Below are 20,600 nucleotides of genomic sequence, written 5' to 3'. Positions count from 1 at the left end.
GGATCGGCACCCTCCGGCTTCGCGGCGGGCGCCTCCTCGGCAGGGGCCGGAATGGCACGCATCTCGGCGGCACCGGGCGGCGGCTCGGACGTCTGCGGGGCCGGCGGGTCGGAGAAGCCGCCCATCCCGGCATAGACCGCCAGTCCCGCCAGCGCGAGCACGGCCCCCGCCCCTGCGGCCACCGCCATCCTGCGCGGCGGCGTCAGCGTAGCGTTCGCGCCCTGCCCCGCATGGCGGCCGGCTTACGCTGAACTCCGCCAGCCTCGAGGCGGGCATCCGAAGCTGCGCCAACGCAGCCGCGGCGGCCGGCGTCGCGCCGCACCTCGTGCTGACCTGCGCACGCAAGGGCGGCCTTTCGCGATCGGCGGGACAGGCGCGGATCGACTGCCGCTGGAGCGCCGACGCGCGGACGGCCATGCTCGATCTGGTGATCGGGAAATGAGACGCCCTGGCATGAGATCGCTGGCCGCTTGTCTGTTGACGCTTCTCCTTGTGACCCCGGAGGCGCAGGCGGAGGATCGGCCCTTCGACCCCGCCCGCCTCTCGCACGCCGAGATCCGCTTTCTCCAAGCCGCGCTGTCGTTTGCGGACGTCTATGACGGCATGCTCGACGGAGAGTGGGGCGGGATGAGCCGACGCGCGCTCGAACAGGCGCTCGGCTGTGCCCCGCCCTGCCGCCTCACCGCCTCCGACGTCGAGAGCTTCCTGTCCGACGCAGGCCAACGGCTCGCGGCCTCGGGCTGGCAAGTCGCCTATCTTCCGGCGCTGGACGGCTCGCTGCTCGTGCCTGGAGATTCCGCCACCGGCGAAGCGATCGGGCCAAACTTCACGCAGACCCACGCCTCCCCCGAGGTGGCGATCTATGCCGCGCGCGGGCCGGTGGTAGCGGCCGAGGCGGTCGGAGACACCATCCGGCGCAACGCCCTGCCGAACAGGAACAGCTACTTCCCCGCGCCGAAGTCCCGCCTGCGGGTCTGGTCGGCCTACGCGCCCTTCCACGCCATCTTCGGGGACGGAGATTTTCGGCTGGGCGTGTTCTACCTGCGCTCGGATCTCCGCGACGGAGCGTGGTCGAGCGTGCTGGTCGCCGCACCGGCCGACCGGATCAACGTGCTGAGGACGGTGGCCAACAGCATCTCGGCCGGCCGGGGAGAGCCGCTTCTCTACCCCGTGCCGCCAGCCGTCGCGAGCGTGCGGCCGCCCCTGTTCCCCGAGACCGCAGGCGCCGACGATCCCCGCCTGAGTGATGCAGAGAGGGGCAATACCGACGATCATACCCGTGTCGTGCCCTCCGACGTCCCGGATCCCGAGCCCGCTTCGGCCGGCGCGTCCCTGCTCGCCGAGTTCGAGCGCATCCTCACGCCCCTCTCCCTGCGCGGCCCCTGAAGGCCCGGGCCCATCATCCTTCCGCCCTTGGGCATGGCCATCGACAGCGTGACATGTCCGCCATGGGTCCGAGGACAAGGGCGAGCGCCCGCTGGGCGCGCCATGCGGCCCGTCGGCATCGGGTGGAAGACCTCGCTCCTTTCCGGCAGTGACGCCGGGGCGAAACTCTCGCCCGCGCCATGACGCTGACCGAGCGCGCAAACCCGAGCGGCCTCGACCTGCAGGCCTGCCTCGCCGACGTGCCGGTGCGCATCACCATGAGGGCGAGGCGCTCCGATCGATGCTCGCAGGTCGGTCGGGGTTCAGGTGGGCAGGTCGCTGACGATCTCGCCCCTCTCGTTCAGGATCATCTGCCCGTCCTCCTTGTAGAGCGGCCCAACCGGCAGGCGGTCCAGAAGCGACAGCACGGTCTCGGACGGGCGACAGAGCCGCACGCCCCTGGGCGAGGCCACGATGGGCCGGTTGACCAGCACCGGATGGGCGAGCATTGCATCGAGGATCTGCCCGTCGGTGACGCCAGCCTCCAACAGGCCCAGTTCGGCGGCGGGCGACTTCGACGTCCGCAGCGCCTGACGCGGCGTCAGATCGGCCGCGGCCAGCAGAGCCAGCAGCTGCGGACGTGTCCAGCCTTCGGCCAGATAGTCGATGATGACCGGCTCGGCGCCGGACGCGCGGATGATCTCCAGCACGTTGCGCGACGTGCCGCAGGCAGGGTTGTGGTGGATGACGATCATGCGCGGATCTCCGGGAAACGGGCGCGGGTGCGGTTGGCGAAGGCCACGAGGGACAGCATCACCGGCACCTCGACCAGAACGCCCACGACCGTTGCCAGCGCCGCGCCCGAATTGAGGCCGAAGAGACTGATGGCGACGGCGACGGCCAGTTCGAAGAAGTTCGAGGTGCCGATCATGGCGCACGGCGCCGCGATCCGGTGCGGCACCCTCATCAGCCAGGCCGCGCCGTAACCCACGGCAAAGATCAGATAGCTCTGGATCAGGATCGGCACGGCGATCAGCGCAATGATCGCGGGCCGGTCGAGGATCGTCTGCCCCTGCAGCCCGAAGAGGATCGCGACCGTCGCGATCAGGCCGATCATCGACCAGGGCTTCACGCGGGCCGAGAACGCCTCGATCCGGGCGGGGGTGCCAAGACTGCGGCGCGTCAGCATCCCTGCCGCCAGCGGCAGGACGACATAGAGGATCGTCGCCAGGACCAGCGTCTGCCAGGGCACGACGATCTCGGTCACGCCGAGAAGCAGGGCCACGATGGGGGCGAAGGCCACGACCATCACCATGTCGTTTACCGACACCTGCACCAGCGTGTAGGTCGCATCACCGCGCACCAGTTGGGACCAGACGAAGACCATCGCGGTGCAGGGCGCGGCGCCCAGCAGGATCAGACCGGCGATATACTGCTGCGCATCCTCGGGGGCGATCCAGGGAGCGAAGACAAGGTCGAAGAACAGGACCGCCAGCAGAGCCATGGTGAAGGGCTTGACCAGCCAGTTGACGACTAGCGTGATGAGCAGTCCTGTCGGCTGCCGCACAGCCCCCCCGACGGCGGCGAAATCCACGTTGACCATCATCGGATAGACCATCGCCCAGATCAGCACGGCGACGACGAGGTTGATCGAGGCGATCTCGGCCGTGGCGATGACCTGCACCAGACCCGGAGCCAGCACGCCCAGGGAGAGGCCCGCCACCATGGCCAGCCCGACCCAGAGGGTCAGCCAGCGCTCGAACGGGCCCAGGGGATTGATCTGGGTCTGCGGCAGGTCGGTCATCTTGGTTCAGCCTCTGGGCAGGGTTATGCGTGCACTCAGCAGTCGCAGGCGATCCGGTCGAGAACCGGCTGACAGAGCTCGGGACGGCCGCCGCAGCAATCCTCCATGAGAAAGGCCAGCAGCCCCCGCATCGTCTCCATCCGCGCGAAATAGCGGATCGAGCGGCCTTCGCGCTCGGAGCGCACAAGGCCCGCTCCCGTCAGGATGGTGAGGTTGTTCGACAGCGTGTTGGCTCGGATGTCGAGGCCCGCCGCAATCTCTCCGGCCGCCATGCCCGCAGGACCGGCGCGCACGAGGAGGCGGAACACGTCCAGCCGGATGTCGTGGGCAAGGGCAGACAGGACACCCAGAGCGTGAGTCTTTTCCATTATTCATGCATAGTCGAACTGTTGCGCCTGTGCAAGCCGAAGCTCGCCAGTCCTCACAGCACGCCGGACTGCCGGATGTCCTCGAGCGCGAAGTCGATCAGCGCTCGGACCTTCTGCGGCAGGCTGCGGCCTTCGAGATAGACCGCGCTGACCGGCACGACCGCGCCGCCGAACGCCTCGAGCACCGGGACGAGCCGGCCGGACCGAAGCGCCTCGGCCAGAGCGAACCGCGGGGCATAGCAGATGCCCAGCCCCGCCATTGCGAGATCGGCCGCGGCACGGGCGGAATTGACCTGAAACCGCCCCCGGATCTCGACGCTGCGCTCGGTCCCGTCCTCGAGGAACGTCCAGCGGCGCGGCACCCGGCGGTTGGTGTCGAGGATGCAGTCATGCCGGACGAGGTCCTCGGGCCGGTCGGGGGCGCCACGGGTCGCGATATAGCCGGGGCTGGCGGCCGGAACGGTGCGCACCTCGCCCAGCTTCCGGGTCTTCAGCGACAGCGTCTCGGATCGCCCGACCCGGAAGGCCACATCGATCCCCTCGCTCGCGAGGTCGGCGAAGCTGTCGTTCAGCCTCAGGTCGACCACCAGCCCCGGGTGCAGCGCGGCGAAGCGGCCGAGCATCCCTCCGACATAGTCCTCGCCGAACGTCACGGGGGCCGAGACGCGGATCGTGCCGGTGAAGCCGCGCGAGCCGTGCGAGACCTCGACCAGCAGGTCGTCGAGTTCGTCCAGCAGCGCCGGAGCCCGGGCCAGCAGGGTCTCGCCTGAGGGAGTGAGCCCGACCTTGCGGGTGGTGCGCTGGAGCAGCCTGACGCCGAGCCGCTTCTCCAGCTCGGCCACATATTTTGAGGTCAGCCGGTTCGACACCCCGAGTTGGTCCGCCGCCGCCGTGAAGGAGCCGGTCTTGGCCGTGGCCACGAAGGCCCGGAGTTCATCGGTCAGATCCATGGATTATTCAGAACGCTTAGTGGATAGTCATACAACAACATCTCCATATTGTTGAACTGCAGCAAGGCCTATCTTGGCTGCAACGAACCGAAGCGCCGCAGGTGCGGCAACGAGGGGCCAGACCATGAAGCTCGCGATCGTCGGAAACGGCTTCGGCACCGGCCTCGCGCCGAAATGGCAGATCGCCTGACCCGAACCCGCGCGCCTGTCCGGCGCCCCTCCGCTCCGGCACCGCCTTGCGCCGGCTCTCCCCGAAAGGACAGTCCCGTGTCTGTCATGCACAAGCTCGACACTCTGAAGGAGCGCCTCGCGCCCTCCGACCGGATGCCTGTGGTCTTCCTTGGCCACGGTAGCCCGATGAACGCCATCGAGGACACGGCCTACAGCCGCGCCTGGACAAGGCTCGGCGAGAGCCTGCCGCGGCCTCGCGCCATCCTCGTCGTATCGGCGCACTGGATGACCCGGGGCACGACGCTGGTCGATGTCTCGGCCATGCCGCGGACGATCCACGATTTCTACAACTTCCCCGAGGCGCTTCATGCGCAACGCTATCCCGCGCGGGGCGCGCCGCAGCTGGCGCGCGAAGTGACCTCGCTGCTGGCCAGCCACCACGCCGCCGAGGATGACAGCTGGGGCCTCGACCACGGCGCCTGGACGGTGCTGAAGTTCCTCTATCCCGAGGCCGACGTGCCGGTCTTCCAGGTCTCGATCGACATGACCCGCGACCTCGACCACCAGCTCGAGATCGGGCGGACACTGTCCGAGCTGCGCGACCGCGGCGTGCTGATCCTCGGGTCCGGCAATGTGGTGCACAACCTGCGCGCGGTGAACTGGAGCGCGGGCAGCAAGCCACATGGGTTCGCGCTGGAATTCGACGCCCTCTTCGCCGACCGGCTGACCGAGCGCGACTTCCGCACGCTCGCCGACCGCAAGGGGCTGGGATCGCTGCTGACGATGGCGCATCCGTCGGTCGATCACTACATGCCGGCGCTCACCATCGCCGGCGCCTCGGACGAGCGCGACGAACTGACCTTCATGACGGACGCCATCGAGCTCGCCTCGGTCTCGATGCGCTCCTTCGTCTTCCACGCCCGATAGGAGAAGCCCCATGCTCGTGAACGGGAAATGGACCGCCGACTGGCAGCCGGTGCAGAAGGCCGATGACCATGGACGCTTCGTGCGCCAGGTGTCGAGCTTCCGCAACTGGATCACCCCCGACGGCAGCGCCGGGCCGACCGGCACCGGCGGCTTCGCGGCCGAGGCCGGGCGCTACCGGCTCTATGTCGCGCTGATCTGCCCCTGGGCCTCGCGCACCCTGATGGCGCGCAGGCTGAAGGGCCTCGACGGGCTGATCCCGGTGACGGTGGTGAACCCGGTGATGGGCACTCAAGGATGGGAGTTCGGCGGCCATGACGATGCGGAGGAGGATCCGCTGTTCGGCGCCCGGCACCTGCACGAGATCTACACAAGGGCCGAGCCGCAGTTCACCGGCCGGGCCACGGTCCCGGTCCTGTGGGACATGAAGCGGGATGCGATGGTGAACAACGAAAGCGCCGACATCCTGCGCATGTTCGACACCGCCTTCGAGGGGCTGGCCCCCTCCGACCTGCGGCTTTACCCCGCGGCGCTGGCGGGCGAGATCGACGCGCTGAACGCCCAAGTTTACGACCGCCTCAACAACGGCGTCTACAAGGCCGGCTTCGCGAGCACTCAGGAGGCCTATGACGAGGCCGTGGCGGGCGTGTTCGAGATGCTCGACCACCTCGAGTACCGGCTGACCGGCGACTACATCTTCGGCGGCGCGCTGACCGAGACCGACATCCGCATCTTCGTCACCCTGATCCGGTTCGACGCGGCCTATCACGGGCTCTTCAAGACCAACCGCCGCCAGATCGCCGATTACCCGCGCCTCTGGGCCTACATGCGGCGCATCCTCGCCCGGCCCGGCGTGCGCGAGACCGTGAACATGGACCACATCACCCGCGGATATTATTCGATCAAGGCGCTCAACCCCTCCCGCATCCGGCCCGTCGGGCCGGCGCATATCGAAGCGGCGCTCCGCGAGACCGCGGCCGGGATCTGAACGCGTTCGGCCGCGGCGGCTGGGGGCCTCACATCTGCGTCAGTCCCGGCGCGGGGCGCTTGAGGTTCCGGCCCTGAGACGACTAACGAAGCACAAGCAAAGAGATTTCCGGGTCCGCATGCTGAAGTATCTCTCGATCTGCCTCACCGTCGCGATGCTGCTCTTTTCGATGCAGCCGTCGGTGCAGGTCGGCAAGCCCTCGGGTTGCCCCAGCACGCAGGCCGTGGACGATGTCTGCACCGCGCCCGGACCCGCGATCCCGACGCGGGCGCCCGCCGAAAAGCCCTGCATGACCTGCGTCCTGCCGACAGGCTTGACGCTTGCCCTGCCGACCCGCCCCGAGCTGCCGCTGCGGCTTGCGGCGGGCGAGGCGAGCGCCGCAGGCAGGGTGGTCCCCCCGGACCGACGACCACCGCGCGCCTGATCGCCTTTCACCGCAATCGGCACCCACCGTGCCCTCGATACCCTGCGACGCGCGCGCGATCGCACCCATGGAGACATGTAAAATGAGCACCACCTCGAACGAACGCCCGGCGCTGCTGCTGCCGGCCCTCGCCCCGGTCTATGCCGCAGCGGCTCCCCTCACCGACGCCTGGCTGCGCGTGGTCTGCGGCGCGGCGCTGATGATCCACGGCTGGCCGAAGATCCAGAACCCGACCGGCGCCGCCGACATGGTGTCGGGCTTGGGCTTCGCGCCCGGCTGGTTCTGGTCGATCCTGCTGTCGGTGACCGAATTCACCGGCGGCCTGCTGCTGGTGCTCGGCCTGCTCACCCGGCTCGCCGCTACGGGCACCACGATCATCCTGCTGGTGGCGACCTACTTCCACTGGGTCGTCCTGGGCCAGGGCTACAGCGGTGCGGAACTCGCCTGGCTCTGGGCCGCCGTCACGCTGTCCTTCGTCGCCAAGGGCGGCGGGCGCTACTCGGTCGACCACATGCTGAAGAAGGAGCTCTGATCCACCTCCGCGACAGGCTCGAGGAGGCGGGCCCTGCGGCGCCCGCCTCCACCCTTCTGCTCCCGGCGCGTGCCCCCGCCTGCCTCGCGCCCCCGCACCGGTATCGCGTCAGGCTGCAAACCCGGGAAGCCGCGACCCTCGGGCAGTCTGCCTGCACGAGATCCGCCGCGACGGCACGACCATCCGGCCGGGGGCCGGGACCCGCCGCCTCCGGCACGAACCGTGTTCAGCGGCCTGTCCGGCGCCAGTTCACCAGAGACAGGACAGGCCACACCGCATTCCCGCAGCCCTCGCAGCGCCACGACCCGCGGGGCAACCGGCTGCGGGCGCAAGACTGCTTTACGTTGGGAACGGGATCTGACGGCGCCTGCGGAGAAGGACTTCCCAAACTTCCCCCCATCTTTGGAAAGACAATCACGACAAACACTGTAGTGTATTTCGAGATTGAACGAAGATGGAGACGACCATGCCCAAGACGCTCCTGATTCCCGGCCTCGACGGCTCGCCCGCGGCCCACTGGCAGCAGTGGTGGGCGCTCCGCGATCCGGATGCGCTCCTGCTCGACCTGTCCGATGTCTCCCGCCCGGTGCCCGCCGTCTGGGAGATCGAGGTGGCCGGAGCGATCCTGCAGCACCCCGGAGCGATCCTCGTGGGGCACAGCCTCGGCGCGATCCTGATCGCGCGGCTTCTGGCCAAATGGCCGCATCTGAAGGTTGGCGGCGCGATTCTCGTGGCCCCAGCAGAGCCGCGGCACAGCGACCGAACCGAGAGCTTCGGCCCGATCTTCGAGGAAAGCCTCGGCGTGCCCGCCTATGTGGTTTCCAGCCGGAACGATCCCTGGATGAGCTTCACCCAGGCGGAACGGCTCGCCCGCGCCTGGCGCGCGGACGTGGTCGACCTCGGCTTCGCCGGTCACATCAATGTCGACAGCGGCTTCGGGCCCTGGCCCGGCGGCGTCGTCCTGCGCGACGAGCTCGCCCGCCGGCCGGTCCCGCTCATGCCCCCGGAACAGGCTCTGGAGCGCGCATTCTACCGCGCCTGACCGACAACGGCACGAAAGGAGACTGCGATGAGGCCTCACCTTCCCGACCCGATCCGGCGGCACGTCCCGCGCCGCCTGCATGTCCTGATCGTCGGCGGCGGCGCGAGCGGGGCGCTGATGGCGGCGCATCTGCTCACCCGCGGCCACGGTCTCTTCCGCATCACGCTGGTGGAGCGCGACGGGCCGGTCGGCGCCGGCATCGCCTATGCCACGCGCGAGGCGGAGCATCTGCTCAACACGCGCGTCCACAACATGAGCGCCTTTCCGGATCGGCCGGACCACTTCCGGCAGTGGCTCGCGGCAGAGCCCGAAGGCCGCTTTTCCACCGGAGACAGTTTCGTCCCTCGCGGTCTTTATCGGCGCTACCTCGAAGAGATCCTCGCGCCCTGGCGCGCGGGCGCACAGCTCACCTGCGTGGGCGGCGAATGCCTTCGGATCGAGGAGGTCGGCCGCGGCGTGATCGCCCATTTCAGCGACGGCTCGGTCCGGCTCGCGGATGTGGCGATCCTCGCCACCGGCCACCCGCGCCCGGATCCGGCAGAGGACCGGCTGCTTCAGGATCCGTGGCGGGCGGCCGACGTGCCGCCGGACGCGCGGGTGGTTCTCCTCGGCTCGGGCCTCACCATGATCGACAAGGTGCTGACGCTTCTCGCCAATGGCCATCGGGGCGAGATCGTGGCCTTGTCGCGGCGGGGGCTTCTGCCGCGCAGCCATGCGCCGACGCGCCCCCTGCCCCTCGGCCTGCCCGACGTGCCGCTCGGGGCGCCGATGAGCGCGCTCACGGCCTGGGTGCGGCGTCTCGCCCGCGAGGCGGAGGCGCGCGGCGGGACATGGCGCGATGCGGTGGACGGCATCCGGCCTTTCGTCCGCCGCATCTGGCGCGGCCTGCCGGAGCGGGAGCGGGCGCGCTTCCTGCGCCACGGCGCGGGCTGGTGGGACGTGCACCGGCACCGGGCCCCGCCCGCCTCGGACGCGCGGATCGCGGCGGCGTTGGCCGATGGGCGGATGCGGCTGCTGCGGGCGGGCTACGAGGGCGCGGAGCGCCTGCCGGACGGCCGGATTGCTTTGCGGATCCGCCCGCGCGGCACCAAAACGCATGTCCGGCTCGAGGCCGACGTTGTGTTCGACTGCCGCGGCATCCGCCGGGATCCGAAGAACAGCGCCTCGCCGCTGGTGGCGAGCCTGCTCGCCTCGGGCCTCGCGCGGATCGACCCGCTGCGCATCGGCTTCGAGGTGGCGCAGGACTGCCGGCTGATCGACGCGCGCGGACAGGGCTCGCGGCACATCTTCGCCATCGGCCCGGTCTCGCGCGCCGCCTTCTGGGAGATCACCGCGATCCCCGACATCCGCGACCAGACGGCCCGGCTGGCCGAGGATCTCGTCGCCGCACATGCGGCCGCGCCGGAGCAGGAGCTCGGCCGGCAAGCGCGGCCCTGAGGGATCCTGCCTCGGGACGGTTGCCCCCGAGGCAGGACCCCGAGGGGCAGGCGCCGGACCTGCCCCTCGGGATCAGTGCGCGAGCATCTCCTGAACGATCTCCTCGGCGCTCAGCTCGGCGGGGTAATAGGTCGGCCAGTGCGTCACCTCCTGAAGGAGCGCCGCGCGGTCGTTGCCCCAGTAGAGGTGGTAATGGTCCGACGTCGACGGCGCGATCCGGTGGTCGCTGAACTGGATGAACTTCGGCGCGGCCTCGTCTCCGCTCACCTTCTCGAAGATGAAGCGGACGCCCCGATTGCCGGCCTTGTAGGTCAGCACTTCGTGACCGTCCTCCTCATACTGCCCCGAGACCGGCCCGCCCGCGCCGTGGAAGGTCACCCGGTCGCCGTCGATCTCGATGCGGTTCACGTCGGTCTCGTAGCCCGTCCGGTAGTAGGCGAGATATTCCTCGGCCGTCTTGTCGCCATGCTCGGCCTTGTGCGCCATCACCGGCGCCAGCGTGCCGTCCTCCAGCAGCGGATAGACCGACTGCCAGTCGCCCTGCCAGTCCGAGAGCGGGCGGTCGGCGACCTGCTCATCCTTGAAGACGCCCTTGGCGATCTCGTCCGAAGCGTGGCTGTGGGCCTCGTCATGGCCATGGCCGTGCGCATGATCGTGCCCGTGGTCGTGCGGCTTCTCGGCAAGCGCGGGGGCGGCCACTGCGAGCGCCACACTGGCGGCGAGGATGCTCAGGGGGCGTGAAAGGACGGTCTGCATGCGGGAGGTCTCCATGTTCCGGGGTGTTCGGATGATGCGTATATGATATGTTATTACATATCTGCTCCGCTTTAGGATCTCGCGAGCCCCTTGGCAACCGGCAAACCTGCCCGGCGGCGGCGATCCTCACGGCTGAAGGGCCGGCCGCAGAGGCTACGCCCTCAGAGACGAGGCGCAGGTCGGCGCGCGGCGAGGGGGCAACGACCGGCGCCGCAAGAGCGGCAAGGCAGGTTCCGCCGTTGGTCGGGCCCGCCAGCTCCTCACGTTCGCTGGTTCATGACGAAGCGCTCGATCTGGTCCGGCATCCGAATGCGATCTCCAGCAGCCCGACACGCCGCACGAACCCTCCGGACCTTCATCCCTCGACTCGATCTTTCGAGCCGCAGAATGCTGCGCACCGGCCCTCTCGGAATCCCAGCCGTGCCCCTCCGCGAGGGCCTTCCAGGGCGAAGGCGTCCCACGGTTTCCCGCATGGGGACATCTGCCCGCACGCGACCGATATACCGAAACTTTCAGGGATTTTCTGGAGCGGGTAGCGGGAATCGAACCCGCGCCAAGAGCTTGGAAGGCTCGTGTGATACCATTTCACCATACCCGCGCGAGAGCCCTGTTAGCATGGAGCGTCCTGCGCCTCAAGGGACGTTGCACCCCTTCCCCGCGCGGCATGGCCCCTCAACCTTTTCGGCAAGTCGCCGGCGCGGAACATGAGGGGCGGCATCACGTTGTGCACCCGATCGGCCCAGCGGCCGCGCTGCCGGTGCACGGCGATGGGGGGATAATGCAGAACGAGCGGATCGGCGAGGCCGGAACCCTTCTGGAGCCGGAAGCGCCCGACGTGCCCTCCGAGAACGAGATCAGCCGTCTCAACCACCTGATCGCGATCCGCAGGCTGCTGGGGATCATCCTTCTGGTCCTCGTGGTCATGGGCTTCTATTTCGCCCGCGACGTGGTCCTGCCGCTGATGATCGGCCTTCTGCTGGCGCTGACCTTCAGCCCGGTCGTGCGGGCCCTGCAGCGGATCGGCATCGCACCGCCCATCACCGCGACCGCCCTCATCACCGCCCTCGCCGCCGTCATCGCGGTCAGCGCCTTCCTTCTGAGCGGCCCTGTCTCGGACTGGATCAATCAGGCGCCGCGGCTGGGCGATCAGCTGCGCGAGCGGGCCCAGACCATCCTCGACTCGTTCGAGGCGGTGCGGAACGCATCGGAGCAGGTCTCGGAAATCACCGACAGCGAGGATCCGACGGTGCAGCGCGTGGCCGTGCAGACGCCGGGGATCCTGTCGTCCGCGGTCGGCAGCGTGGCCTCGATCCTCACCACGATCATCGTGACGCTGGTGCTGGCGCTTTTTCTGCTCGCCTCGGGTGACCTGTTCTACATCAAGCTGATCGAGGGCTTCCCCCGCTTCGGCGACAAGAAGCGCGCCCTGCGCATCGTCTACGGGATCGAGCGGCGCGTCTCGCGCTACCTCCTGTCGGTGACCATCATCAATGCGGGGCTGGGGGTGGTGATCGGCCTTCTGATGTGGGGCACGGGAATGCCGAGCCCGCTCGTCTGGGCCATGGCGGCCTTCCTTCTGAACTTCCTGCCCTACATCGGCGCCATTGCCGGCGTTGCGCTGTCCGCGGCCGTGGCCATCGTGCATTACGATCACCTGACGCAGGCGCTGCTGGTGCCCGCGCTCTACCTCACGGCCACCGCCATCGAGGGGCAGCTCGTCACCCCCATCGTCCTCGGCCGCAGGCTCGAGCTGAACACGGTCTCGGTCTTCGTCACGGTGATCTTCTGGGGATGGCTCTGGGGCATTCCGGGAGCGCTCGTGGCGGTGCCCTTCCTCGTCTGCATCAAGGTGGTCTGCGACAATGTCGAATCCCTGCATGCGGTCGGCAATTTTCTGGGCGCTCGCGCGCCGTTGCCCGATCTCGAGCAGGATACGCCGGAGTAAGGGAACCGGGCGCGCGGATCGTCGTTCCCTCGCCAGACCTTCAGCGGAGGATCCTCCTTGACCATCATCTGGACCATCATCATCGGCTTCATCGCCGGCGTGATTGCGAAGTTTCTCCACCCGGGAGACAACGAGCCCTCGGGCTTCATCCTGACCACGATCCTCGGGATCGTGGGTGCCCTCGTCGCCACCTGGCTGGGGCAGGCCGTGGGCTGGTACGGCCCCGGCGAAGGCGCGGGCTTCATCGGAGCCATCGTCGGCGCCATCGTCCTTCTGGTGATCTGGGGCGCCGTGACCAGAAAGCGCGGCTGATCCAGACTCTGTCCGGCGGCCGGCGTCCCAATCGAGGGCCGGCCGCCGACGCAGAGGCGGCGGCGCGGGCCGGCCTCTTCCCGCGCCGCCGCCTCTGCGCATCCGGTTCCGACTGCGGCGGGAACCGGATGCTGCCGCCCGCCGTTGGGCGCGGTCCTTTCCCAACTCCGGTCGGTCCCGTGCAACGCTATCGCTGCCCCTCCTGTCATCAGGAAATCTTCTTCCGCAACACGGCCTGCCTGGCCTGCGGCATCCAGCTGCTCTTCGACCCGGACAGGGGCTTCTCGGACATGGCGGAAACCGGCCATCCCTGCGCCAACCGCGGTCAGATCAACTGCAACTGGTCGGCCGACGAGCCGGGTGCCCTGTGCCTGTCCTGCCAGCATACGACGGTGGTGCCGGACCTGTCGGTTCCCGCCAACATCGACCGGTGGGAGAGGATCGAGACCGTGAAGCGGCCCCTGATCCTGATGCTGCACCGGCTGGGCCTGCCGCTCTTCGATGAGGCGGGCATGCCCGTCCCCCGGTTCGAACTGAAGGGCGAAACCGGAGACGCCACGGCACCGCGGGTGCTCACCGGCCATGCAGAGGGCACGATCACCCTCAATATCGCCGAGGCGGACGATGCCGAGCGCGAGCGCATCCGGGCGGAGATGAACGAGCCCTACCGCACCCTGACGGGGCATCTGCGACACGAGGTGGCCCACCACTACTGGGATGTCCTGACCGAAGCACGGCAGGACCGGCTCGAGACCCTGCGTGCGATCTTCGGCGACGACCGGCAGGATTACGGTGCGGCCCTTCAGGCGCATTATGCCGAAGGCGCCCCGCCCGACTGGGCCGAGAGCTACATCTCGGCCTATGCGACGGCCCATCCCTGGGAAGATTTCGCCGAGACCTGGGCGCATGTCTTCCATCTGCTCGACGGGCTGGAGACGGCGCAGGCCTTCGGGCTGAAGGCACCGCAGGCTATGCCGGAGGGGCTGGAGCGCCTTGTGCGCGAACCGATGCCGCACCTCGCACAGGCCTGGGTCGAGCTGACGATCGCCCTGAATGCCGTGAACGAGGCCATGGGCCATGAGACCTTCTACCCGTTCGTTCTGGCCCCGCCGGTGGTCGCCAAGCAGGAGGCCATCCGCAGCCTGATCGTCGAGGCAAACTCCGGCGACGCTGCGGTGGCGCCATCCGGCAACGCCTTGCCACGGTAAGGCCGCGACGGAGCGGGAGGACCGGCACGAGGTCTGCCTGACCACCGCTCGCAGGTCCACGAGAGCAGGCTGCCGCTCGTCTTGTCGGACAATGAACAGTCACGGTTGACCGGACACCGGAGAAGCCGGACGGCAGGCTGCGGAAGGTGGAGGTCCAGCCGCTCCCTGCTGGCGGACGGGGCGTGGATCTGGGTGCGCAATAGAGCTGAGGGATTTCCAGAGCCGACAGGCGGTCGGTATGCCGGCCTCGGGTGCTGCCGTTGCCTGCACCTGCCTCGCCCTCGCAGGGCGAAAGCGAAACGGCCCTGCCGCCATGGTGGATCCTTCCGGCGGTGACCGATCTGACAGAATGTCCTGCGGCAAGATGGCGCATATCCGGGAGCATCGTGCTCCCCGCCCCGATCTACCGGGCATATTCACCAGAACATTCTCATCGGGATCGCCTAGGTTCTCGCAAGGTTCCAGCAGGAGGGCGGGCATGAGGATCGTGGTTCTGGGCGCGGGCGTCGTCGGTGTCACGTCGGCTTACGAGCTGGCGCGGGCGGGGCACGAGGTGACGGTGGTGGATCGCCAGCCCGCGGCGGCGCTCGAGACCTCCTTCGCCAATGCGGGCGAGATCAGCCCGGGCTATGCCTCGCCCTGGGCCGCGCCCGGCATCCCCGCCAAGGCGCTGCGCTGGATGTTCATGAAGCACGCGCCGCTGGTCATCCGGCCGCGGCTCGACGCGGCGCAGGTCCGCTTCCTTCTGGCGATCCTGCGCAACTGCACGCCTGCGGCCTATGCGCAGAACAAGGGCCGCATGGTGCGGCTTGCGGAATATTCGCGCGACTGCCTCACCGATCTTCGCGCCACGACCGGCCTCGCCTTCGACGAGCGCCAGCAGGGCACGCTTCAGCTCTTCCGTTCGCAGAAGCAGCTCGACGCCGCCGCGCGCGACATCGAGGTGCTGCGCGCAGGCGGGGTGCCGTTCGAGCTTCTGGATGCCGACGGCTGTCTCGCCGCCGAGCCGGGTCTGCGGGCCGCGCGCGACAGGATCGCGGGCGGGCTGCGCCTGACGGGCGACGAGACGGGCGACTGTTTCAAGTTCACGCAAGGGCTCGCGGGTCTGGCCGAGGAAGGCGGCGTGCGCTTCCGCTACGGAACCGGCGTCGAGCGTCTGAGGGTCGAGGGCGGCCGCGTCACGGGCGTCGAGACCACCAAGGGCACGTTCCTCGCCGATGCCGTCGTCGTGGCGCTCGGCTCCCATTCGCCCGCGCTGGTCGCGCCGCTCGGGCTGCGGCTGCCCGTCTATCCGGTGAAGGGCTATTCGATCACGGTGCCCATCGTCGATGCCGATCGGGCGCCGGTCTCGACCGTGATGGACGAGACCTACAAGATCGCGATCACGCGGCTCGGCACCCGGATCCGTGTGGGCGGCATGGCCGAGGTGGCGGGCTTCAGCGCCACCCTGCCCCCGGCACGGCGCGAGACGCTTGCCATGTCGGTGAACGACCTCTTCGGCGGCGCGGGCGATCTGTCGCGCGCGAGCTTCTGGACCGGCCTCCGGCCGATGACGCCGGACGGCACGCCCGTGGTGGGCCGCACGCCGGTGGCGGGCCTCTGGCTCAACACGGGGCACGGGACGCTCGGCTGGACGATGGCCGCAGGCTCGGCGCGGGTGCTGTCGGATCTCATCGACGGGCGCGCGCCCGAGATCGAGAGTGCCGATCTCGGCATCGAGCGCTATGCCGCCCCAGGCCGCCGCGCGCGGCCCGCGGTCAGGCTCAACCCGGCCCGGCAGGCGGGCTGAAGGCGGACGGGCGCGCGGGGCCCCTCCCACGGCTCGGGCTTCACGCCCGGGCTTCGGAGCGCGCGCCCGCTTCTCCGGGTCGGGCGGATGCGGGATCGGCGGCCCCCCGCATCCACCTGCACCCAAGGTCAGGCCGCTGCCGCCTCGAGCGCGGCGATGTCGATCTTCTTCATCTCCATCATCGCGCGCATCACCCGTCCGGCCTTCGCCCGGTCGGGGTCCGAGAGCAGCCGCGGCAGCACCAGCGGCACGATCTGCCACGACAGGCCCCAGCGGTCCTTCACCCAGCCGCAGGCCTCGGCTTCCGGCCGGGCCGACAGCGCCTGCCAGTAACGGTCCACCTCCTCCTGCGTCCGGCACGGGATCATGAGCGAGACGGCCTCGGTGAACTGCGTGTAGGCCCCGCCGTTCAGCGCAAGAAAGGGCCGCCCCATCAGCGTGAAGGAGACGTCGAGCACGTCGCCCGTGCGCCCGGCCGGATAGTCGGTGGGCGCGTGCAGCACCTCGGTGATCTCCGAGCGCGGAAGGAGACCGCAGTAGAAGCGCGCGGCCTCTTCGGCCTGCCCGTCGAACCAGAGGCAGGTGGTCAGCGTGTCGGTATCCATGGCACCCTCCTCAGGCCGCTCGATATTTTCCGGCATTCTCGGCAAAGGCCGCTATCTGGTCGGCCTGCGCCTTCCGGAAGGCCGGCCGGGCCGAGTGGCGGTCGTAATAGGCCTTCACCTCGGGATGGGCCTCGAGCAGATCCATCTGCGCCGCCGGAAGCAGCACGCACGTCAGCATCAGGTCCGCCACGGTGAAACCGTCGCCCACGATCGTCTCGCGGCCCGCCAGCGCCCGGCCGAACTGCGCAAGCCGCTTGTCCAGCATGCCCCGCGCGGGTCCGCGAACCTTGCCCGGCGCCTCGCGGTCCTCGAGCCCGAACGTGTCGGGCCAGCGCTCGAAGAACCACAGCATCCCCATCATCATGATCGGCGGCTCGAGCGTGTTGAGCGCGGCGATCACCCAGCTCAGGCAGGCGTCGCGCAGGCCCGGGTCGCGCGGCAGGAGCCTCTCGCTCCGCTCGGCGATCCGCCAGACGCAGGCGCCGCTCTCGAACATGCTGCGCCCGTCGAGGGTCAGCACCGGCACCTGCCCGAAAGGCTGGCGCGCCAGATGCTCGGGCGTTTCCTGAGCCCCCTGCGGCAGAAGCTCCACCTCGTAGGGCAGTTCGGCCTCCTCGAGCGCCCACCGCGGGCGCAGGTCGCGCACCTGCCCCTGCGCGAAGCCGGGCACCCAGTCGAAGGCGGTCACGGTCAGTCCGGGTCGGTCCATGGGTCTCCTCCCTGAAGCCATGCGAAGGTCGTCAATCGCGGTCGGGCGCGCCCAGCGGAAAGTAGGGCCGCCAGGGCCGCGCCGCCTCGATGCAGCGGGCCATCGAGGGCCGGGCGTTCAGCCGCGCCCGGTAGGCCGCGACCAGCGGAAAGCCCTCGCCGATCGGATGGGTCCAGTCGGCATAGAAGAGCTGCGGCGCCGCCGAACAATCGGCGAGGCTGAAGCTCTCGCCCACGACCCAGGTCCGCCCCGGCAGATGCCGTTCGAGCAGGCCGTAGGCGGTCTCGAGCATCGCCCGCGCCTCGGCCACGCCCGCAGGATCGCGCGCCTCCTCGGGGCGCATCGCATCGAACACGATCTTCTGCTGCGGGGTGGCGACGTAATTGTCGAAAAACCGGTCCCAGAAGCGCACCTCGAGCGCCGCCACCGGATCCTCCGGGATCAGCCGCGGCCCGCGCGCATGATGAAGCGTCAGATGCTCGACGATGATCGAGGCCTCGCTGACCGGGCGCCCGTCGTCGAGCAGGAGCGGCATCTTGCGGAAGGGCCAGAAGCCCGCCAGCAGCTCGATGTTCTCTGGCTCCTCGGGCGAGAGCATCCGGTGCCGGGCCTCGAGGCCATATTCGTGCAGCGCGATCCAGACCTTCTGGCAGTAGGACGAGAAGGGATGGGCGAAGAGTTCGAGCATGTCGGCGACCTTTCCATGGGGCATCCTGCCGAACGGGCTCACGGGTCACGCCAGAGTCGCTTGCTTGTTATGTTGATACCAACATAATGCACCTCATGTCAAAGGAACCCGCCGCCCCCTTCAGCATGACGCCGCTCATCCGCGACCGCTGTCTGTGCCTCGGCGCGCAGCGCGCGGCCCGCACCCTCGCGCGGCACTTCGACGAGGCCTTCCGTCCCTTCGGGCTGAGGAGCGGGCAGTTCTCGCTTCTCGTAGCGTTGAACCGCCCCGAACCGCCTGCGATGGCGGAGGTGGCGGAGGTTCTGGCGGTCGACCGGACGACGCTGACGGCGGCGCTGAAGCCACTGGAGCGGCGGGGCCTCCTGCAGGTTCGCCCCGATGCCGGCGACCGGCGCCTGCGGCGACTTGCCCTGACCGAGGCGGGACGCGGGCTCCTCGGCCGGGCGATCCCGGTCTGGGAAGAGACCATGGCCGCGCTGGAGCGCGGGATCGGCCGCGATCCCTCCGATCTTGCGGCAGGCCTCGAGGCCCTGCGCCGCGCCGCGGTCTGAGGCTGCTCAGCCTTTCTTCACGACTCTGCCTCATACCCGTCTTCCGGGGGCGATCGGAGATCGCCTCGGCCGCCGCTTGCGGCTGCCCCCGTGAAATCGGGCTCGCCATCTGCGTGGGCCACTCGATGTCTGTTGAAGGAACTGCGATTGCCATGTCCATCAAGTTGAAGCTTGCCGCCGCCTTCCTCTTCGTCTTTCTCCTCTTCACTGCAGCCACCGCTCTGACGCTGATGCGGCTGGGCACGATGGATCGCGAGGTCGAGCGCATGGTCCGGGTCGAGCAGCCGGCCGCCCAGCTGGGTGTGCAGCTCGTTAACCAACAACAGCGCGAATCCCTCGCGCTCCGCGACCACATCATCGCCACCGAGGATGAACAACGTCGCAGTGCCGAGGAGACGCTTCTCGCCGCCCGGCAGCAGCGCAACGAGATATACGAGCGTCTCAAGCCGCTGTTGACGGACGCGGACGACGCGGCCCTGCTCAAGCGGCTGGGCGAAGTGATGGCGACCGGGACCGAGCGTATCGACCGTGCGCTCGCCAGCTCGAAGGCCGGCGACACGAGCGGCGCCGCCCGGATCCTTGCGGATCCCTCCTCGAAGACCAGCCGTGCGGAGCGGACGAAGCTGCTCTCCGACCTGCAGGACCGGCGCGCCCGGAACATTGCCGAGGCGGCCGCCAAGGCCGATGCGAGCTTCTCGAAGGCGCAGCGCGATCTCATCCTGTCGCTGGCGATTGCCGTCGTGCTGGGAGGCGTTGCCGTCACCCTGATCGTGCGCTCCATTTCCCGCGGGCTCGATCAGGCGCTGGTGCTTGCCGAACGGGTGGCCGAAGGGGATCTCACCCTCACGACCCGAACCCATGCGCGCGACGAGATCGGACGGCTTCTCGACGCGAACAACCGCATGGTGATGAAGTTGCGCGAAATGGTGGGCACGATCACCGGCGCGGTGAACCGGGTGAGCAGCGGCAGCTCCTCCATGGCCTCCACCTCCGAAGAACTGTCGCAGGGCGCTCAGGAGCAGGCCTCGGCCACCGCCGAGGCCTCCGCCTCGGTGGAGCAGATGGCCGCGAACATCCGCCAGACCGCCGACAATGCAGGCAATACCGAAACCGTGGCCCGCACCTCGGCGGACCGGGCTCAGGCCTCGGGGTCGGCGGTGAACGAGGCGGTCGACGCCATGCAGGCCATTGCCGAGCGTATCCTGGTCGTGCAGGAAATCGCGCGCCAGACCGATCTTCTGGCGCTGAACGCAGCGGTCGAGGCCGCCCGGGCGGGCGAGCACGGGCGCGGCTTCGCGGTCGTCGCGGCCGAAGTGCGCAAGCTCGCCGAACGCAGCCGCGGCGCTGCCGAGGAGATCTCCGCCCTCTCGGCCCGCACCCTGCGTACGGCGAGTGCCGCCGGCGAGATGCTGGGCCAGCTCCTGCCGGACATCGAGCGCACCTCGACGCTGGTCAGCGGCATCTCGGTCGCCTCCCGAGAACTGGCGCTCGGAGCGCAGCAGGTGGCGGCGGCGATCCAGCAGCTCGACAGCGTGACCCAGCAGACGAGTTCTGCCGCGACGGGTCTCGCCGCGGGGGCAGAGGCGCTCTCGACGCAGGCGAACGACCTCCGCCGGACGATGGGCCAGTTCCGTCTGGGCTCCGGCAACGGCTCCGTGGCCGAGGCTGCGCCGTCCCTGCCGGAAGAAGCAGAGGCGCCGGCCCGCAAACCCGTTCGGGCATCCATCGGTTCGACGGGGCGCGCGCGGACGGTGACGGCAGGCGGCTTCGACTTCGACATGGGCGAGAGCGCGGGCGGTGATCCGGTCGACAGGGAGTTCCGGCGTCATGATGCAGCCTGACCCAGCGGAGGCTGCGCATCCCCCCATGCCGCAGCGCCCTCTCCCCGGCCCGGGCTGTGACCGGAACCTTAGCCACGTCTCGCCCCGGGCGCCCGCCTCCTTCTGCGGGCTCGGCACCTCCGTCATCGCCCCCAGCACCTTCCCGATCATCCTCTCCGCGGAGGTTCGGCAGACGACGGACACCGCTCTCT

The 20,600-nt window shown here is 69.3% G+C and carries 21 protein-coding genes and 1 tRNA gene; 13 read left to right on the top strand and 9 right to left on the bottom strand.

From position 1 onward, the window contains the following. Positions 1-477 precede the first annotated feature (477 nt). The gene (locus RSP_RS16290) at positions 478-1,386 is read left to right on the top strand and encodes a hypothetical protein (protein WP_011339063.1); all 909 of its coding nucleotides are present in this window, start codon (positions 478-480) and stop codon (positions 1,384-1,386) included. A gap of 302 nt (positions 1,387-1,688) precedes the next feature. On the opposite strand, the gene RSP_RS16285 is transcribed toward RSP_RS16290, so the two are convergent. The 4 genes from RSP_RS16285 to RSP_RS16270 are packed head-to-tail and all read right to left on the bottom strand — an operon-like array spanning position 1,689 to position 4,487. Next, positions 1,689-2,120, bottom strand: coding sequence for an arsenate reductase family protein (locus RSP_RS16285; protein ID WP_011339062.1), 432 nt, complete (start codon positions 2,118-2,120; stop codon positions 1,689-1,691). Then, the gene (gene arsB / locus RSP_RS16280; protein ID WP_011339061.1) at positions 2,117-3,169 is read right to left on the bottom strand and encodes an ACR3 family arsenite efflux transporter; all 1,053 of its coding nucleotides are present in this window, start codon (positions 3,167-3,169) and stop codon (positions 2,117-2,119) included. The genes RSP_RS16285 and arsB overlap by 4 nt, the downstream gene beginning before the upstream one ends. Positions 3,170-3,204: 35 nt before the next feature. Further along, entirely contained in the window at positions 3,205-3,537 is a 333-nt protein-coding gene (locus tag RSP_RS16275; RefSeq protein WP_011339060.1) for an ArsR/SmtB family transcription factor, read from the bottom strand. Between the two features lie 53 nt (positions 3,538-3,590). Further along, positions 3,591-4,487 (bottom strand): LysR family transcriptional regulator, encoded by an 897-nt coding sequence (locus RSP_RS16270; protein ID WP_011339059.1) that lies wholly within the window; start codon positions 4,485-4,487, stop codon positions 3,591-3,593. A gap of 267 nt (positions 4,488-4,754) precedes the next feature. Between RSP_RS16270 and ygiD the strand changes: the two genes are divergently transcribed. The 6 genes from ygiD (at position 4,755) to RSP_RS16240 (ending at position 10,005) form a co-directional block, all read left to right on the top strand. Continuing rightward, a complete protein-coding gene (ygiD, locus tag RSP_RS16265) occupies positions 4,755-5,585 on the top strand; it encodes a 4,5-DOPA-extradiol-dioxygenase (protein WP_017140327.1) in 831 nt (276 codons plus the stop codon). 10 nt (positions 5,586-5,595) lie between these two features. After that, positions 5,596-6,570: a glutathione S-transferase family protein gene (locus RSP_RS16260; RefSeq protein ID WP_011339057.1), complete on the top strand. Its 975-nt coding sequence runs from the start codon at positions 5,596-5,598 to the stop codon at positions 6,568-6,570. Positions 6,571-6,688: 118 nt separating this feature from the next. After that, complete coding sequence (locus RSP_RS16255; protein WP_011339056.1) at positions 6,689-6,994, top strand: hypothetical protein; 306 nt, start codon at positions 6,689-6,691, stop codon at positions 6,992-6,994. Between the two features lie 82 nt (positions 6,995-7,076). Next, positions 7,077-7,526 (top strand): DoxX family protein, encoded by a 450-nt coding sequence (locus RSP_RS16250; RefSeq protein ID WP_011339055.1) that lies wholly within the window; start codon positions 7,077-7,079, stop codon positions 7,524-7,526. Positions 7,527-7,980: 454 nt separating this feature from the next. After that, positions 7,981-8,568, top strand: a complete 588-nt coding sequence (locus tag RSP_RS16245) for an RBBP9/YdeN family alpha/beta hydrolase (RefSeq protein ID WP_017140326.1) — start codon at positions 7,981-7,983, stop codon at positions 8,566-8,568. Between the two features lie 27 nt (positions 8,569-8,595). Then, the gene (locus RSP_RS16240) at positions 8,596-10,005 is read left to right on the top strand and encodes an FAD/NAD(P)-binding protein (protein WP_011339053.1); all 1,410 of its coding nucleotides are present in this window, start codon (positions 8,596-8,598) and stop codon (positions 10,003-10,005) included. Between the two features lie 72 nt (positions 10,006-10,077). On the opposite strand, the gene RSP_RS16235 is transcribed toward RSP_RS16240, so the two are convergent. After that, entirely contained in the window at positions 10,078-10,761 is a 684-nt protein-coding gene (locus tag RSP_RS16235) for a metal-binding protein ZinT (RefSeq protein WP_011339052.1), read from the bottom strand. 524 nt (positions 10,762-11,285) lie between these two features. Beyond that, positions 11,286-11,359, bottom strand: a tRNA-Gly gene (locus RSP_RS16230). 180 nt (positions 11,360-11,539) lie between these two features. Between RSP_RS16230 and RSP_RS16225 the strand changes: the two genes are divergently transcribed. From RSP_RS16225 to RSP_RS16210, 4 genes are all read left to right on the top strand, one after another. Beyond that, complete coding sequence (locus tag RSP_RS16225; RefSeq protein WP_002723610.1) at positions 11,540-12,706, top strand: AI-2E family transporter; 1,167 nt, start codon at positions 11,540-11,542, stop codon at positions 12,704-12,706. 57 nt (positions 12,707-12,763) lie between these two features. Beyond that, positions 12,764-13,018: a GlsB/YeaQ/YmgE family stress response membrane protein gene (locus tag RSP_RS16220; RefSeq protein WP_009561306.1), complete on the top strand. Its 255-nt coding sequence runs from the start codon at positions 12,764-12,766 to the stop codon at positions 13,016-13,018. A 128-nt stretch (positions 13,019-13,146) separates the two neighbouring features. Then, positions 13,147-14,226 carry a zinc-binding metallopeptidase family protein gene (locus RSP_RS16215; RefSeq protein WP_011339051.1) on the top strand — a complete coding sequence of 360 codons (1,080 nt, stop codon included), beginning with the start codon at positions 13,147-13,149 and terminating at the stop codon, positions 14,224-14,226. 238 nt (positions 14,227-14,464) lie between these two features. After that, positions 14,465-16,015, top strand: coding sequence for a D-amino acid dehydrogenase (locus tag RSP_RS16210; RefSeq protein WP_371863455.1), 1,551 nt, complete (start codon positions 14,465-14,467; stop codon positions 16,013-16,015). Positions 16,016-16,143: 128 nt separating this feature from the next. Here the strand turns inward: RSP_RS16210 and RSP_RS16205 are convergent, their stop codons facing one another. From RSP_RS16205 to RSP_RS16195, 3 genes are read right to left on the bottom strand one after another with little or no spacing between them, the layout of a single operon-like run. Then, complete coding sequence (locus RSP_RS16205; RefSeq protein WP_011339049.1) at positions 16,144-16,620, bottom strand: VOC family protein; 477 nt, start codon at positions 16,618-16,620, stop codon at positions 16,144-16,146. A gap of 10 nt (positions 16,621-16,630) precedes the next feature. Next, complete coding sequence (locus RSP_RS16200; protein WP_011339048.1) at positions 16,631-17,329, bottom strand: glutathione S-transferase family protein; 699 nt, start codon at positions 17,327-17,329, stop codon at positions 16,631-16,633. A 31-nt stretch (positions 17,330-17,360) separates the two neighbouring features. Next, complete coding sequence (locus RSP_RS16195) at positions 17,361-18,017, bottom strand: glutathione S-transferase family protein (RefSeq protein ID WP_011339047.1); 657 nt, start codon at positions 18,015-18,017, stop codon at positions 17,361-17,363. Positions 18,018-18,103: 86 nt separating this feature from the next. Here RSP_RS16195 and RSP_RS16190 point away from each other — a divergent pair, with 86 nt between their 5' ends. Both RSP_RS16190 and RSP_RS16185 read left to right on the top strand, forming a co-directional pair. Continuing rightward, positions 18,104-18,568: a MarR family winged helix-turn-helix transcriptional regulator gene (locus RSP_RS16190; protein WP_011339046.1), complete on the top strand. Its 465-nt coding sequence runs from the start codon at positions 18,104-18,106 to the stop codon at positions 18,566-18,568. A gap of 152 nt (positions 18,569-18,720) precedes the next feature. Further along, a complete protein-coding gene (locus RSP_RS16185; protein ID WP_011339045.1) occupies positions 18,721-20,409 on the top strand; it encodes a methyl-accepting chemotaxis protein in 1,689 nt (562 codons plus the stop codon). Positions 20,410-20,600: the final 191 nt, after the last annotated feature.

Origin of the sequence: Cereibacter sphaeroides 2.4.1, from assembly GCF_000012905.2 — a bacterium.
GTDB classification, from domain to species: Bacteria; Pseudomonadota; Alphaproteobacteria; order Rhodobacterales; family Rhodobacteraceae; genus Cereibacter_A; species Cereibacter_A sphaeroides.
Note: the sequence above shows the minus strand (reverse complement) of the source record. Positions and strands in the feature narration are given on the sequence as shown.

Bases quoted from the DNA above. Each gene is read 5' to 3' on its own strand.
- RSP_RS16255 (WP_011339056.1), top strand. From the start codon at position 6,689: ATGCTGAAGTATCTCTCGATCTGCCTCACCGTCGCGATGCTGCTCTTT.
- RSP_RS16215 (WP_011339051.1), top strand. From the start codon at position 13,147: ATGCTGCCGCCCGCCGTTGGGCGCGGTCCTTTCCCAACTCCGGTCGGT.
- RSP_RS16235 (WP_011339052.1), bottom strand. From the start codon at position 10,761: ATGCAGACCGTCCTTTCACGCCCCCTGAGCATCCTCGCCGCCAGTGTG.
- RSP_RS16240 (WP_011339053.1), top strand. From the start codon at position 8,596: ATGAGGCCTCACCTTCCCGACCCGATCCGGCGGCACGTCCCGCGCCGC.
- RSP_RS16190 (WP_011339046.1), top strand. From the start codon at position 18,104: ATGCACCTCATGTCAAAGGAACCCGCCGCCCCCTTCAGCATGACGCCG.
- arsB (WP_011339061.1), bottom strand. From the start codon at position 3,169: ATGACCGACCTGCCGCAGACCCAGATCAATCCCCTGGGCCCGTTCGAG.
- RSP_RS16250 (WP_011339055.1), top strand. From the start codon at position 7,077: ATGAGCACCACCTCGAACGAACGCCCGGCGCTGCTGCTGCCGGCCCTC.
- RSP_RS16185 (WP_011339045.1), top strand. From the start codon at position 18,721: ATGTCCATCAAGTTGAAGCTTGCCGCCGCCTTCCTCTTCGTCTTTCTC.
- RSP_RS16270 (WP_011339059.1), bottom strand. From the start codon at position 4,487: ATGGATCTGACCGATGAACTCCGGGCCTTCGTGGCCACGGCCAAGACC.
- RSP_RS16260 (WP_011339057.1), top strand. From the start codon at position 5,596: ATGCTCGTGAACGGGAAATGGACCGCCGACTGGCAGCCGGTGCAGAAG.
- RSP_RS16210 (WP_371863455.1), top strand. From the start codon at position 14,465: ATGCCGGCCTCGGGTGCTGCCGTTGCCTGCACCTGCCTCGCCCTCGCA.
- RSP_RS16245 (WP_017140326.1), top strand. From the start codon at position 7,981: ATGGAGACGACCATGCCCAAGACGCTCCTGATTCCCGGCCTCGACGGC.
- RSP_RS16285 (WP_011339062.1), bottom strand. From the start codon at position 2,120: ATGATCGTCATCCACCACAACCCTGCCTGCGGCACGTCGCGCAACGTG.
- RSP_RS16200 (WP_011339048.1), bottom strand. From the start codon at position 17,329: ATGGACCGACCCGGACTGACCGTGACCGCCTTCGACTGGGTGCCCGGC.
- RSP_RS16195 (WP_011339047.1), bottom strand. From the start codon at position 18,017: ATGCTCGAACTCTTCGCCCATCCCTTCTCGTCCTACTGCCAGAAGGTC.
- RSP_RS16205 (WP_011339049.1), bottom strand. From the start codon at position 16,620: ATGGATACCGACACGCTGACCACCTGCCTCTGGTTCGACGGGCAGGCC.
- RSP_RS16275 (WP_011339060.1), bottom strand. From the start codon at position 3,537: ATGGAAAAGACTCACGCTCTGGGTGTCCTGTCTGCCCTTGCCCACGAC.
- RSP_RS16225 (WP_002723610.1), top strand. From the start codon at position 11,540: ATGCAGAACGAGCGGATCGGCGAGGCCGGAACCCTTCTGGAGCCGGAA.